General features: G+C 64.0%; 13 protein-coding genes. 5 read left to right on the top strand and 8 right to left on the bottom strand.

Annotation, left to right across the window (positions count from 1 at the left end):
- Positions 1 to 9: 9 nt before the first annotated feature.
- On the bottom strand, positions 10 to 1,077 hold the full coding sequence (gene ugpC / locus EJ078_RS16245; RefSeq protein ID WP_208720737.1) for a sn-glycerol-3-phosphate ABC transporter ATP-binding protein UgpC: 1,068 nt from the start codon (positions 1,075 to 1,077) through the stop codon (positions 10 to 12).
- Positions 1,078 to 1,079: 2 nt separating this feature from the next.
- Positions 1,080 to 1,850 carry an SDR family oxidoreductase gene (locus EJ078_RS16250; RefSeq protein ID WP_095799691.1) on the bottom strand — a complete coding sequence of 257 codons (771 nt, stop codon included), beginning with the start codon at positions 1,848 to 1,850 and terminating at the stop codon, positions 1,080 to 1,082.
- Positions 1,851 to 2,020: 170 nt separating this feature from the next.
- Between EJ078_RS16250 and EJ078_RS16255 the strand changes: the two genes are divergently transcribed.
- The 4 genes from EJ078_RS16255 to EJ078_RS16270 all read left to right on the top strand — a co-directional run bounded on the left by EJ078_RS16255 (position 2,021) and on the right by EJ078_RS16270 (position 6,855).
- Complete coding sequence (locus EJ078_RS16255; RefSeq protein ID WP_127215912.1) at positions 2,021 to 3,250, top strand: sugar ABC transporter substrate-binding protein; 1,230 nt, start codon at positions 2,021 to 2,023, stop codon at positions 3,248 to 3,250.
- 305 nt (positions 3,251 to 3,555) lie between these two features.
- Positions 3,556 to 4,425 carry a sugar ABC transporter permease gene (locus EJ078_RS16260; protein WP_127215915.1) on the top strand — a complete coding sequence of 290 codons (870 nt, stop codon included), beginning with the start codon at positions 3,556 to 3,558 and terminating at the stop codon, positions 4,423 to 4,425.
- On the top strand, positions 4,422 to 5,249 hold the full coding sequence (locus EJ078_RS16265) for a carbohydrate ABC transporter permease (RefSeq protein WP_128294548.1): 828 nt from the start codon (positions 4,422 to 4,424) through the stop codon (positions 5,247 to 5,249). Before EJ078_RS16260 ends, EJ078_RS16265 begins: the two co-directional genes overlap by 4 nt.
- A gap of 79 nt (positions 5,250 to 5,328) precedes the next feature.
- Positions 5,329 to 6,855 carry a M81 family metallopeptidase gene (locus EJ078_RS16270; protein ID WP_127215913.1) on the top strand — a complete coding sequence of 509 codons (1,527 nt, stop codon included), beginning with the start codon at positions 5,329 to 5,331 and terminating at the stop codon, positions 6,853 to 6,855.
- Positions 6,856 to 6,964: 109 nt separating this feature from the next.
- Here the strand turns inward: EJ078_RS16270 and EJ078_RS16275 are convergent, their stop codons facing one another.
- The 6 genes from EJ078_RS16275 to EJ078_RS16300 all read right to left on the bottom strand — a co-directional run bounded on the left by EJ078_RS16275 (position 6,965) and on the right by EJ078_RS16300 (position 12,223).
- The gene (locus EJ078_RS16275; protein WP_127215916.1) at positions 6,965 to 9,019 is read right to left on the bottom strand and encodes a M3 family metallopeptidase; all 2,055 of its coding nucleotides are present in this window, start codon (positions 9,017 to 9,019) and stop codon (positions 6,965 to 6,967) included.
- 82 nt (positions 9,020 to 9,101) lie between these two features.
- Positions 9,102 to 9,518 (bottom strand): hypothetical protein, encoded by a 417-nt coding sequence (locus tag EJ078_RS16280; protein ID WP_095799694.1) that lies wholly within the window; start codon positions 9,516 to 9,518, stop codon positions 9,102 to 9,104.
- 10 nt (positions 9,519 to 9,528) lie between these two features.
- Positions 9,529 to 10,170: a carbonic anhydrase gene (locus EJ078_RS16285; protein WP_067001427.1), complete on the bottom strand. Its 642-nt coding sequence runs from the start codon at positions 10,168 to 10,170 to the stop codon at positions 9,529 to 9,531.
- A 140-nt stretch (positions 10,171 to 10,310) separates the two neighbouring features.
- Complete coding sequence (locus EJ078_RS16290) at positions 10,311 to 11,078, bottom strand: DUF429 domain-containing protein (protein WP_127215914.1); 768 nt, start codon at positions 11,076 to 11,078, stop codon at positions 10,311 to 10,313.
- A complete protein-coding gene (gene pdxY, locus EJ078_RS16295; protein WP_095827482.1) occupies positions 11,075 to 11,959 on the bottom strand; it encodes a pyridoxal kinase PdxY in 885 nt (294 codons plus the stop codon). Before pdxY ends, EJ078_RS16290 begins: the two co-directional genes overlap by 4 nt.
- 12 nt (positions 11,960 to 11,971) lie before the next feature.
- The gene (locus tag EJ078_RS16300) at positions 11,972 to 12,223 is read right to left on the bottom strand and encodes a hypothetical protein (RefSeq protein WP_067001435.1); all 252 of its coding nucleotides are present in this window, start codon (positions 12,221 to 12,223) and stop codon (positions 11,972 to 11,974) included.
- A 155-nt stretch (positions 12,224 to 12,378) separates the two neighbouring features.
- Here EJ078_RS16300 and EJ078_RS16305 point away from each other — a divergent pair, with 155 nt between their 5' ends.
- A complete protein-coding gene (locus tag EJ078_RS16305; RefSeq protein WP_095779831.1) occupies positions 12,379 to 13,023 on the top strand; it encodes a LemA family protein in 645 nt (214 codons plus the stop codon).
- Positions 13,024 to 13,180 lie beyond the last annotated feature (157 nt).

Consider the following 13,180-nt stretch of genomic DNA (forward strand, 5'->3'; position numbering starts at 1 on the left):
CCTTTCATCTCACAGCGGCAGGCCCGTCGCCTTGTCGAAGAGATGGATGTTGCGCGGGTCGACGCTCACTGGCAGCCGGTCACCCGGCTTCACCTGCAGCCGGTCGCGGAACACGGCGCGTACCGTGTCGTCGCCGATCGAGCCATAGACATGGGTCTCTGAGCCGGTCGGCTCGACCACGTCGACGTCGATGGCGATGGCATCGTCACGCGCGCCGATGATGAAATGCTCGGGGCGGATGCCCGCCTCGACCGTGTCGCCGCCGGACGCTGTCTTGCCGGCAAGCGCCAGCCGGCCGCCGCCTTTGGTCTCGAACCAGGACTTGGCGTCGGCGGTCTTCAGCGCGCCGGAAACAAAACTCATCGACGGCGAGCCGATGAAGCCGGCGACGAACTTGTTGGCCGGCCGGTCGTAGAGTTCGAGCGGCTGTCCGACCTGTTGGATGCGGCCACGATCCATCACGACGATGCGGTCGGCCATGGTCATGGCCTCGATCTGGTCGTGGGTGACGTAGATGATGGTCGATTTCAGCCGCTGGTGCAGCGCCTTGATCTCGGTGCGCATCTGCACGCGCAACTGCGCGTCGAGATTGGAGAGCGGCTCATCGAACAGAAAGACGGAGGGCTCACGCACGATGGCGCGGCCCATGGCGACGCGCTGACGCTGGCCGCCGGACAACTGCCTGGGATAGCGGTCGAGATAGGAGAAGAGGTTGAGCACGCCGGACGCTTTCTTCACCTTGTCGTCGATCGCGGCACGCGTCTCGCCGCGGATCTTCGGGCCGAAGCCGATATTGTCGGCGGCCCTCAGATGCGGGAACAGGGCATAGGACTGGAAGACCATGGCGATGTTGCGCTTCTGCGGCGGCAGGTCGTTGGCACGGGTGCCGCCGATCACGAGATCACCGGCGGAGATCGTCTCCAGCCCGGCCAGCATGCGCAGGAGCGTGGACTTACCGCAGCCGGACGGACCAACCAGCACGACGAACTCGCCGCTTTTGATCTCGAGGTTGATGTCCTCGAGGATTTTATGCTGGCCGAAGGATTTCGACAGGTTGCGAAACTGGACATCGGTCATGGTCACGCTCCCAAAATGTCGTCGATGAAAGGCAGGTAGCCGGCTGTCAGTCCGGCGTCCACCGGCACCACGGCGCCCGTTATGCCGGATGCGCGGTCGGAGGCAAGGAAAGCCACGGCCTCGGCCACTTCCGACGCATTCACGATGCGGCCGAGCGGATAGAGCCGCTTCAGCCGGCCGAGGATCTCGGGATCCTTAGCCAGGCGATGATCCCAGGCGGCAGTGCGGATCGAGCCAGGGCAGACGACGTTGGCGCGCACGCCGCTGCGGCCAAGCTCGACGGCGATCGACTTGGCGTAGGCGTTGATGCCGGCCTTGGCGGCGGCATAGGCCGGATTGCCGAAATGCGCGATGGCGTTGACCGAGGAGATGAAGACGACGCTGCCCGAGCCGCGCGCGGCCATCGCCTTGACCAGCGGATCGGCGAAACTCATCACACCGGCGAGGTTGAGATCGAGCTCCTGTTCTATTCTCTCCGGCGTCAACGCTTTCAGCGTCTCGGCGCGCGTCCAGCCGGCATTGTTGACAAGGATATCCGGCACGCCGTCCTTGTCGAGCAGGCTTGAGATCGCCGCTTCGATCGAGGTGCGGTCGAGCAGGTTGAAAACGTGACACGAGGCGATGTGCGGGCTGGTCAGCGCCTCGGCCGACTGGTCGCAGCCGACGATGCGGCCGCCGCGCTCGGCCATCAGCGCCACGATCGCCGAGCCAAGACCGCCGCCGGCGCCGGTGACGACAATTGTCTTGCCCTCGAAATCGCCCTGCGACACCACGATCAGTGCTCCTCGCCACTTCCGACAGGGAGAGAACGCTACTCAACGAAATGTAATTAAGCAACATGATAAACTGCTTGCTTCCCCGAAAACCATCGATAATGTAGGAAAGTAACATAAATCCTGTGCCAACCGGCCAGGCGCGAATGCGCATTATGGGAGGAGATCAGATGAGCCTTGCGAAATGGACTGTCGGCCTGTTGGCCGGAATGAGCATGCTGGCGCTTGCCGCGCCGGCCGATGCGGGCGAGGTGCGCGTCACCGTCGCCGAATACAGCGCCAAGACTGGCCCCTATTTCGAAGAGGTGAAGAAGGAGTTCGAGGCGGCCAATCCCGGCATTACCATCAAATATGAAGTGGTGCCGTGGGACGTGCTCCTACAGAAGCTGACCACCGACATCACTGCCGGCACCAATGCCGATCTGTCGATCATCGGGACGCGCTGGCTGATCGACTTCGTGCAGCAAGACGTCGCCGAGCCGCTCGACAGCTACATCAAGCCCGAGTTCAAGGACCGCTTCATAGATACCTTCCTGCAGCCCTCGATCATGAACGGCCATACCTATGGCCTGCCGATCGCCGCCTCGGCGCGTGCCATGTATTACAACAAGGAGCTGTTCGAGAAGGCCGGCATAGCCAAGCCGCCGGCAACCTGGACCGAGTTGCAGGAGGACGCGCGCAAGATCAAGGCGGTCGGCGCCTTCGGCTACGGCCTGCAAGGCAAGGAGATCGAGACGGACGTCTATTACTACTACGCGATGTGGTCATTCGGCACCGAGATCCTCAACAAGGACGGCACGTCGGGTCTGAGCACGCCGGGCGCGCTTGAAGCGGCCAAGCTTTACAAGTCGATGATCGACGAGGGCCTGACCGAGCCTGGCGTGACCTCCAACAACCGCGAGGACGTGCAGAACCTGTTCAAGCAGGGCAAGGTCGGCATGATGATCACCGCGCCATTCCTCTCCAACCAGATCAAGGAAGAGGCACCGAGCCTGAAATACGGCGTCGCCGCCATTCCGGCCGGGCCGACCGGCGCGCGCGGCACCTATGGCGTCACCGATTCCATAATCATGTTCAAGAACTCCAAGAACAAGGACGAGGCCTGGAAGCTGCTCGACTTCCTGTTTATCAAGGAGCAGCGCGCCAAGTTCACGCAAGGCGAAGGCTTCCTGCCCGTGAACAAGGAAGAGGCGAAGATGGAGTATTACGTCAACAACGCCGACCTCGCCGCCTTCACCGCGCTGTTGCCCGACGCTCGCTTCGCGCCGGTCATCCCGGGCTGGGAAGAAATCGCCCAGATCACTTCCGACGCCATGCAGAAGATCTATCTCGGCAGCGCCGAGCCGGAGGCCGCTTTGAAGGAGGCGGCAGACAAGGCCAACGGCGTACTGAAGAAATAGGGCGTATCTCCCTGCGCCCGTGGCGCGCCCCACCCCGTCGGGGCGCGCCACATCTCTCCGGCTTGGCAATCCCAGGAGAACGGGCGCGGTTTTCTGTCGGATTGCGGAAGAACGACCGGGCAATCGGTTCAGACAAGGACAATCATCGATGTCGGCTCAAACGCCGGCGAGGAATGCAAATCCTGAAGCAATTGCCCAGGAAGAACGACAGCCAAGCCGGCAGGCCAGCGAAATTCCAATGCGGGGACCGTGCCTTGAGCACCAATGCCACTGCCATCTACCCGCAACGCGGTGCAAGCCAGCCGATGCAAAGCCGTGTCGTGCCCTATCTGCTGACGCTTCCCAGCCTTTTGCTGGCGGCGGTGGTGATCTTCTGGCCCGTCTGGGATCTCGTGCAGATCTCGACGCATGACGTGAATCGCTTTGGCCAGCTGCGCGACTTCAGCGGCCTGGCCAATTTCCGGGCGCTTGCTGCCGATCCCGATTTTGTCGCCGCCCTGTGGCGCACCGGCCTATGGACCGTGCTGGTGGTCGGCGGGGCGCTGCTCTTGTCGATCCCGGTGGCGATCATACTCAATACCGACTTCTACGGCCGTGGGCTGGCCCGCGTCATCATCATGCTGCCCTGGGCGGTGTCGCTCACCATGACGGCGGTGGTATGGCGCTGGGCGCTCAACGGCGAAAGCGGCATGCTGAACTCGGGGCTGATGAAGCTCGGCCTGATCAGCCAGAACATCCAGTGGCTGGCGAGCGCCGAGACCGCCTTCCCGATGCAGGTGCTGATCGGCATACTGGTGACGGTGCCGTTCACCACCACGATCTTCCTCGGCGGCCTGTCGTCGATCCCCGACGATCTCTACGAAGCCGCGGCGCTGGAGGGCGCGACCCCCTTACAGCAGTTCCGCGAGATCACCTTTCCGCTCCTAAAACCGTTCATCAACATCGCGATCGTGCTCAACACGATCTACGTCTTCAACTCCTTCCCGATCATCTGGGTGATGACTCAAGGGGGACCGGCGAACTCCACCGACATATTGGTCACCCATCTCTACAAGCTCGCCTTCCGCATCGGCAAGCTGGGCGAGGCTTCGGCGGTGTCGCTGGTGATGTTCGTCATCCTGCTCATCTTCACCATGATCTATGTGCGGCTCGCCATGCGGGAGCAACGCGCATGAGAAACGGCAAGCTGAAACGCTCGATCATCGCCTGGCTGCTGCTTGCGCCATTGATCGTGGTGACGATCTTCCCCTTCGCGGTGATGTTCCTCACTGCGGTCAAGCCGCGGACCGAAGTGCTGACGCCAACATGGTGGCCGAGCGAATTCCGCTGGTCGAATTTTGCCGATATGTGGGTGGCGACCGGTTTCGGCCAGGCGCTTCTCAATTCGCTCTATGTCTCGGCGCTCGCCACGATCGGCGCCATCCTGATCTCGGTGCCGGCGGCCTATGCCATGTCGCGCTTCCCCTTTGCCGGTTATGGCGCGTTCCGCCAGTTCCTTCTGATCTCGCAGATGATCTCGCCGATCGTGCTGGTGCTTGGCCTGTTCAGGCTGATGGCCGCCTGGGGGCTGGTCGAGAGCACGACGGCACTCGGCTTCATCTACATGGCCTTCAACGTCGCCTTCACCGTCTGGATGCTGCAGAGTTATTTCGACACCATTCCGCGCGACCTCGAGGAGGCCGCCTGGATGGAAGGGGCCGGCCGCTGGCTGACGCTGCGAAAAGTGTTCCTGCCGCTTTGCCTGCCGGCAATCGCTGTGACGGCGATCTTCACCTTCATCAACGCCTGGAACGAGTTCGTCGTGGCGCTCACCATGTTGCGCAGCCAGGAAAGCTACACGCTGCCGATCCAGGTTTTCTCGCTGGTCGCCGGGCGCTACACGATCGAATGGCACCATGTCATGGCGGCAACGCTGCTGGCGACGCTGCCGGTGGCGATCCTCTTCATCTGGCTGCAACGCTACCTGGTCCGCGGGCTGGCATTAGGAGCGGTGAAATAGCAATCCCGGCAATTCCAGGAAAACTGTGGAGCGGTTTTCCGTCCGGAATTGCCAAAAACAAATAGTCCACGGAGTTTTGATGCGCATCTTCACCGCCTCCCTGGCGACGGAAACCAACACCTTCTCGCCGGTGCCGACCGACCGGGCCTCGTTCGAGATGGCCTTCTATGCCGGCCCGGGAAAACATCCGGAGACGCCGACGCTGTGCTCCTCGCCGATCGTGGCGCTGCGCCGGCGTGCGGCCAGCGAAGGCCTGACCGTCATCGAAGGCACCGCCACCTGGGCGGAGCCCGGCGGGCTGGTGCAGCGGCAGGCTTTTGAGGCGCTGCGCGACGAGATCCTCGACCAGCTCAATGCTGCCCTGCCGGTCGATGCGGTGATCCTCGGCCTGCACGGCGCGATGGTGGCGCAGAGTTATGACGACTGCGAGGGCGACCTGCTAGAGCGTGTGCGCGCTATCGTCGGGCCGAAGGTGGTGATCGCCTCGGAATTCGATCCGCACAGCCATCTGACGCCCAAGCGCGTCGCGGCCTCCGACATCATGGCCTATTTCCTCGAATTCCCGCACACCGATTTCTACGAGCGCGGCGAGCATGTGGTCGAGCTCGGCCTTGCCGCGGCGCGGGGCGAAATCAAGCCGGTGATCTCGACCTTCGACTGCCGCATGATCCAGGTGCTGCCGACCAGCCGCGAGCCGATGCGCTCCTTCGTCGACAAGATCAAAGCGCTGCACGGCAAGGACGGCGTGCTGTCGGTCTCGGTCATCCACGGTTTCATGGCCGCCGACGTGCCGGAAATGGGCACGCGAATCCTGGTCATCACCGACAACGACAAGGAAAAGGGCGAGAAGCTTGCCGAGACGCTGGGACGCGAGCTCTATGCGCTGCGCGAAAAGACGGCGATGACGATGCTCTCCGCCTCCGCCGGCATCGAGCGGGCGCTTGCCGTGCGTGCGGCACAGAAGGACAAGCCGGTCGTGATCGCCGATATCTGGGACAATCCGGGCGGCGGCGTGCCGGGCGACGGCACCATCGTGCTCTCCGAATTGCTGGCGCGCGGGATCGACAGGGTCGGCGTCGCCACGATCTGGGATCCGATCGCGGTGACCTTCTGCCAGGCCGCCGGCGAGGGCGCCGTCATCGACCTGCGCTTCGGCGGCAAGGCCGGGCCGCAGGCGGGCGAGCCGATCGACGCGCGCGTCACGGTGCTCAAGGCCGTCAGCGAGGGCTGGCAAAGCTTCGGGCCGAGCCGGGTGACGCTCGGGCCGGCTGCGGTGGTTCGCATCGAGGGCACCGAGGTCGACGTCATCCTCAACACCAACCGCACCCAGACCTTCGAGCCGGACATCTTCTCCAATATCGGCGTCGATCCGATGTCGAAGGACATTCTGCTGATCAAGTCGACCAACCATTTCTACGCCGGCTTCGCGCCGATCGCCGCCGAGGTCATCTATGTCGCGGCGCCGAGTTCTTATCCCAGCAATCCGGCGGTGACGGATTACAGGAAGCTGAGGAGACCGATATGGCCGAGGGTGAAGGATCCGTGGAAGGATGAGGCTCCTCCTTCTCCCCCTGTGGGAGAAGGTGTCGCCGCAGGCGACGGATGAGGGGTGCTCCAAGGAATGCTGACGTCTCACTCCGCTGGAACACCCCTCATCCGTCTCGGCGCTCCGCGCCGATCCACCTTCTCCCACATGGGGAGAAGGGAGGGGCGCGCTACACCAACCCTCTTTTCACCATCATCGCCTCGGGCGAAGGCATTTTCCCACGGAAGGCCGTGTAAAGCTCTTCCGGGTCCTTGGAGCCGCCGGCGGCGTAGATGTTCTTCCTCAGCCGCTCGGCAAGGTCCGGGTTGAAGGGATCGCCTGTTTCCTCGAAGGCGGAAAAGGCGTCGGCGTCCAGCACCTCCGACCACATGTAGGAATAGTAGCCGGCTGAATACCCCTCGCCGGCGAAGATATGCCCGAAATGCGGGGTGCGGTGACGCATGGCGATGGTGTTGGGCATATGCAGCTTTTCCAGCGTTTCAGCCTCGAACGGAAGCGGCTCGGCCGGCGCGTCCGGCCTTGCGTGATAAGCCATGTCGATCAGCGCCGAGGCGGTGAACTCGACCGTGGCGAAGCCGGCGCCGAAGGTGCGTGCGGCGAGCATCTTGTCGAGCAGGTCCTTCGGCATCGGCTTGCCGGTCTTGACGTGCAGCGCATGCTTTTCCAGCACCGCCGGCACCGTCAGCCAATGCTCATAGAGCTGCGAGGGCAGTTCGACGAAGTCGCGGCTGACCGAGGTGCCGGAGACCGACGGCCAAGTGACGTCGGTCAGCATGCCGTGCAGCGCATGGCCGAATTCGTGAAACAGCGTCTTTGCTTCGTCGACGGAGAGAAGGGCCTGCTCGCCGGCCGGCGGCTTGGCGAAGTTCATGATGTTGTAGATGACGGGCTTCGCGCCTTTCCCAAGCTTGTAGCCGGATTTCAGCGCGCTCATCCAGGCGCCGGAGCGTTTCGAGGGCCGCGCGAAGTAATCCGCCAGAAACAGCCCGCGCTCGCTGCCGTCCGCGTTCTTGACCACGAAGACGCGCGCGTCGGGATGCCAGGCGGCAATGCCCTTCTTCTCCTCGAAGCTGACGCCGAACAGCTTGGTCGCGACATCGAAGCAGGCGTCGATGATGCGCTCAAGCTGCAGGTAGGGCTTCAGCTCGGCTTCGTCGAAAGCGAATTTCTCCGTGCGCAGCTTCTCCTGGTAGAAGCGCCAGTCCCATGCCGCGAATTTGTCGTTGCTGCCGGCTTCGGTGGCCAGCCGCTCCAACTCCTTCTGATCGGCGGCCGCTTTTTCCAGCGCCTTTTCCCAGACCGGATCGAGCAAGTTGTGCACCGCCTTCGGCGTCTTCGCCATCGTGTCGTCGAGCTTAAGCGCCGCGAAAGACTCATAGCCGAGCAGCTTCGCCTTCTCGGCGCGCAGCTTCAGCATGTCGCGCACCACATCGGTATTGTCGCTGGCGCCGCCATTCTGGCCGCGCATGATGAAGGCGCGGAAGGCGATCTCGCGCAGGTCGCGGCGCTCCGAGAAGGTCGAGAACGGCTCGTAGATCGAGCGCGACAGCGTCACCGCATAGCGACCTTTCTGGCCACGCATCTCGGCCGCCTCGGCCATCGAGCTCTTCAAGAAATCCGGCAGGCCGACGAGATCAGCCTCGTCGAGGAACAGCGCCCAGTCGCGTTCGTCGGCCAGCACATTCTGGCCGAATTTGGTGCCGAGCGAGGAGAGTTCCTCGTTGATTGCCGCCAGCCGCTTCTTGCCTTCCGCATCGAGCTTCGCACCGGAGCGGACGAAGCCTTTCCAGGTCTTTTCCAGCACACGCAACGTCTCGGGATCGAGGCTCAGCCTGTCGCGGCGCTGGTAGAGGTCGTCGATGCGGGCAAACAGCTTCTCGTTCATCGAGATCGCGGAGAAGTGCCGCGACATCTTGGGCGAAATCTCGCGCTCCAGCTGCTGGATGGTGTCGTTGGTGTGGGCGCCGGCACGACAGCAGAAGATCGACGAGACATGGTCGAGCGGCTCGCCGGCGAGCTCAAGTGCAGCCAGCGTGTTTTCGATCGTTGCCGCCTCGCTGTTGCCGGCGATCGCGTCGATCTCAGCCTGGTGCGCTGCCAGCGCCGCGTCGAAGACCGGCCCGAAATCATTGTCGCCGATGCGGGTGAAATCGGGCAGGCCGAGCGGGCCTTGCCAAAGCGTCAGCGGATGGGCGGCGAGGTCGACGGTCTTTGACATGGGCAAATCCATAGGCGCTTTTGGTGGGGCTGAATGCAGGCGGGTTATCCCGATGTAGGGCGGTGCTCGGCACCGCGCAACAACAGGATCAGTAGGCGCTGCAGTCCTGCGCGACCGCCGTCTGGGTGCTGGCGGTAATGCGGCCGCCGACGACGGTGAAGGTCTCGCGCATCAGCGTGTCGTTCTCGGGGAAATCGTAGCAGGCGAGCACCGTGGTCTCGCCCTTTTCGCTCTTCTCGATGCGATGGCGGATGGCGGCGCCGGCAACCGCGCCTTGCCATTCGTCGATCGAAGCGAGGAATTCCTGCTTGTCCTGGACGACGCCGACATCGTCGAGCTTCATGTGCACCTCTTCAGAAAGCAATTCGGAAAGTTCGGTGCGGTCGGCGACCAGGAGTGCCGAATACCAACGATCGATGACGGCGCTGTCATCGGCGCTGGCGCTGATCGTTGCGGACAGCAGCAGCGCTGCCGCAAGGAAAAACCTACACCAGATCCGCTCCATCAACCCTCCATCAAAGCTCCGGCCGCTCGAAATCGCCGGTCTCCTTGTTCATCACCCAGAGCTCGCCGGTCGAGATGTCGAACCAGGCGCCGTGCAGGGTAAGCTTGCCCTTGCCCTCGAGGATCGAAACGCAAGGGAATGTCCTGAGATTGGCGATCGAATAGCGGATCGAGATGCGCTCCAGCGCCGTCTGGCGCTCGGTCGCCGTCATGAAGGTGCTGGACGAGACGGTCTCGGCAGCCGGCGCGATCAGGCTCATCCATTTGCCGATGAAATCGCCGGGCGACAGCGGCGCAAAATTGGTATCGAGCGCGGCGCGGATGCCGCCGCAGCGGCCGTGGCCCATCACCACGATGTTCTTAACCTTCAGGCTCTGCACGGCGAACTCGAGCGCGGCAGAGGTCGAGTGGAACTCGCCGTCCGGCTCATAGGGCGGCACGAGATTGCCGACATTGCGCAGCACGAAGAGCTCGCCCGGCCCGGCATCGAAGATCGCTTCGGGGGCGGAGCGGGAATCGCAGCAGGCGACGATCATGGTCTCGGGCGCCTGGCCCTCGCGCGCCAGCGAGCGGTAGCGGTCGCTTTCGGCGGGATAGCGGCCGCTCATGAAGTTGCGATAGCCGGTCAGCAGATGTTCGGGAAGGTGAGGCATTGGCGGCTAGAGCCTTTCCGAGGGTTTGGGGGCGGCAGCTCGTTGCGATCGAAAAAAGCCTCTAGCGGCAAAAGCCGGTCGCGGGCAATGCCGAATTGCGGATGGCGGCGTCGCAGACGCATGCCGGCCGCCCCGATCGGTCATGCCCAGATGGCGACCTGAATGCCGAACCGGTCGGTAAGCGGCGGATCGGGAGAGGGCCGCGCCTCGCCGCTGGCGATGCGGCCGGCGATCAACATCATGGCGGCCGCGTCGAGGAAGTCGTCGCTGGCGGCACCCTTCGGCGGCGCCTGGTCGAGGAAGGTCTTGTCATAGCCTTGCCGGCAAAGCAGCGCCTTGCGCTCCTCCATGCCGGCCGGGTTGATAGTGCCCTTGATCTTCTTGGGCAGGATCATCGCGGTGCCGCCGTTCATCCGGCAGAAGGCGACTTCTGGGTGCGATTCGAAGATGCGGCCGCGCAAATCCGGTCGCGCGATCAACAGCTGGTCGATCTCGCGAATCTTCGAAAAAATACCGAAGGCCTGGATGGAAACGCCGCGCGGCGGATTGGAAGTCGTCATCGCCACCTCGCTCGCCCGCCGGTGCGCGGCATACCAGGCTTCGACCGTGGTGAAGTTGCCGGTATCGGCGTAGAGCGCCGCGCGCGATGGTATGGCAAAGACGCTCGACTGCCGTGCTCCGAGCAGCGGACGCACCAGCGCTTCGGGCCCGCGACCGCCGCGGCTGGAAAAATCAGGCAGGCCGATCGGCATGTCGACGGCGATCGTGGCATCGGGTAGGGCGTGTAGCAGAGCCTCGAAAGTCGCGAAGACCGATGCCGATGGCGGCGCGCCAGGCTGGCGATGGACGGCGATCCAGCCGGCCTTGCAGCCGTCGACGCCGGCCAGCACGCCGCCGCCTGGCCTCACGCCCGCTTGTCCCGCCCGGGGTGGAGGAGATGGCGAAGCTGCACCATGGCCATCGGATGCGACAGGCTCTGCGCGTCGGTCTCGAGCTGCAGCTCGTCGCCGCCGCGTTTCGCCGTGCGCGCCAGGATCTCATAGACGGCGGCGGTGGTCGACTGCAGCGCCTTCGCCGCCGGCTGGCCGGAAAGGATGCGGGCGAGATAGACGGCGGCCGTCAGGTCGCCCAACCCGTTCGGCGGCTTCTCGATCAGGCGGTGCTCGGCAAGCAGCGCCTGTCGGTCGTCGAGCAGGAAATTGCCGGTGCCGCCCGCCATCATCGAGGGTGCCGAGGTGACCAGCATGGTGGAGGGACCGGCGTGCAGGGCGGCCGCCGTCACCGACTTGATGTCGGGCAGCGGCGCTCCGGCCATCCATTCGAGCTCGTAGCGGTTGGGCGTGGCGATGTCGGCGATCGGCATCAGCCTGTCGCGCAGCGCGACGGCCGTCGGCTCCGGCACATAGAGCCCGCCCGAATCGCCCATCACCGGGTCGCAGACATAAAGGGCATCCGGCGTCCTCGCCTTGACGGCCGCAACCAGCGAAGCGACGGCCTCCGCCTGGCCGGCCTCACCGAGATAGCCCGAGAGCACCGCGCTCACCTCGCCCAGCCACGGCGCGCGCTCGAGGTCGGCCATCAGCGCCTTGAACTGATCGAGCGGCGGCACGATGCGGGTGGCGCGGCTGTGGCCTGGGTGCCAGGGCAGGATCACGGTCGGCACCGCCCAAACCGGGAAACCCAGCGTCTCCAGCGCGAAGACCGCGGCGCGGTTGCCGACCGAGCCGCGGGCGACATGACTGGAGATGACGATGACCGCGCGCGGCGCGTCGGTTTTATCAGCATTCATGAAATTCGGTTCCTAGCCACCCTGCGTGGCGGCATACACCAGCCAGACCAACAGCCCAATGGCGATGATGAGGCCGAGCGTTCGGCCAATGCGGGTGCCCCAAACTTCGATCGGATCGGAACGGTCGGCATCGGCCGCGGTCACGTGGTCGCGTGCGTCCTTCGCGGTGCGGGCGACGAAGGAAGCGCCGCCCGGCGTCGTTTCGCGCGCCACGCGCTCAAGGATGCGGCGCGATTCATTCTCGTCGTCCCGGCGCTCGGCCATGGCAAATGTCCTTTCCGGCCCGGAGCTTAGCCTGTTCGGTCGCGTATTCACAGGGGCGAGCGACCAAGATCAGAGCGCTGCCACGACCGGGTCATTTTCTTGCGCACGGATTGTGGTAATGCTTCGCATCACAACTTCTGTCGAGGGGACCAATCATGTTCGCCGAGCGCCTTCTTCTACCCTCCGCTTTCCGCAATTTGCCGGCCTTGCTGATGATGGCCTTCGTGCTGCCGCTGCTTGCCGGCTGCGGCTACAACACCATCCCGACGGCGGAGGAGAATGCCAGGGCGGCCTGGAGCGAGGTGCTCAACCAGTATCAGCGTCGCGCCGACCTGATCCCCAACCTGGTCGAGACGGTGAAGGGCTACGCCTCGCACGAGAAGGACACGCTCGACGCGGTCGTCCAGGCGCGCGCCAAGGCGACGCAGATCACGGTGACGCCGGAGACGCTGAAGGATCCGGAAGCCCTCAAAAGATTCCAGGATGCCCAGGCCGGGCTGACGGGCGCGCTGTCGCGGTTGATCGCGGTCTCGGAAAACTATCCCGACCTCAAGGCCAACCAGAATTTCCTCGCGCTGCAGGCGCAGCTCGAGGGCACCGAGAACCGCATCGCGGTGGCGCGTCGCGACTACATCCAGGCGGTCAGGGAGTACAATCTGACGCTGAGGACCTTCCCGTCGGTGCTGTGGGCGACATTCTGGTTCCGCGGCAATGAGCCGTTTGCGAACTTCACCGTCGAGGAAGACAAGATGCAGGTGCCGAAAGTGGATTTCGGCACGAGCACCAAGCAGGGCGGGTGAGCGGCGCGACTGAAATTTAATCGAGCTTGCAGGCCTTGCGTACCTTCGCGCCCCCCTCTGTCCTGCCGGACATCTCCCCCTCTTGGGGGAGATCGGCAGTTTCGCTGACCGTGCATCTCCTGCAACGCAGGCGGTTGGCGAAGGCGGCGGTGACATC

Source organism: Mesorhizobium sp. M1A.F.Ca.IN.022.06.1.1, from assembly GCF_003952605.1.
Classification (GTDB): Bacteria; Pseudomonadota; Alphaproteobacteria; order Rhizobiales; family Rhizobiaceae; genus Mesorhizobium.

Coding starts and splice junctions, on each gene's coding strand:
- ugpC (WP_208720737.1), bottom strand. CDS start 1,077: ATGACCGATGTCCAGTTTCGCAACCTGTCGAAATCCTTCGGCCAGCAT.
- EJ078_RS16255 (WP_127215912.1), top strand. CDS start 2,021: ATGAGCCTTGCGAAATGGACTGTCGGCCTGTTGGCCGGAATGAGCATG.
- EJ078_RS16260 (WP_127215915.1), top strand. CDS start 3,556: ATGCAAAGCCGTGTCGTGCCCTATCTGCTGACGCTTCCCAGCCTTTTG.
- EJ078_RS16265 (WP_128294548.1), top strand. CDS start 4,422: ATGAGAAACGGCAAGCTGAAACGCTCGATCATCGCCTGGCTGCTGCTT.
- EJ078_RS16270 (WP_127215913.1), top strand. CDS start 5,329: ATGCGCATCTTCACCGCCTCCCTGGCGACGGAAACCAACACCTTCTCG.
- EJ078_RS16280 (WP_095799694.1), bottom strand. CDS start 9,518: ATGGAGCGGATCTGGTGTAGGTTTTTCCTTGCGGCAGCGCTGCTGCTG.
- EJ078_RS16285 (WP_067001427.1), bottom strand. CDS start 10,170: ATGCCTCACCTTCCCGAACATCTGCTGACCGGCTATCGCAACTTCATG.
- pdxY (WP_095827482.1), bottom strand. CDS start 11,959: ATGAATGCTGATAAAACCGACGCGCCGCGCGCGGTCATCGTCATCTCC.
- EJ078_RS16300 (WP_067001435.1), bottom strand. CDS start 12,223: ATGGCCGAGCGCCGGGACGACGAGAATGAATCGCGCCGCATCCTTGAG.
- EJ078_RS16305 (WP_095779831.1), top strand. CDS start 12,379: ATGTTCGCCGAGCGCCTTCTTCTACCCTCCGCTTTCCGCAATTTGCCG.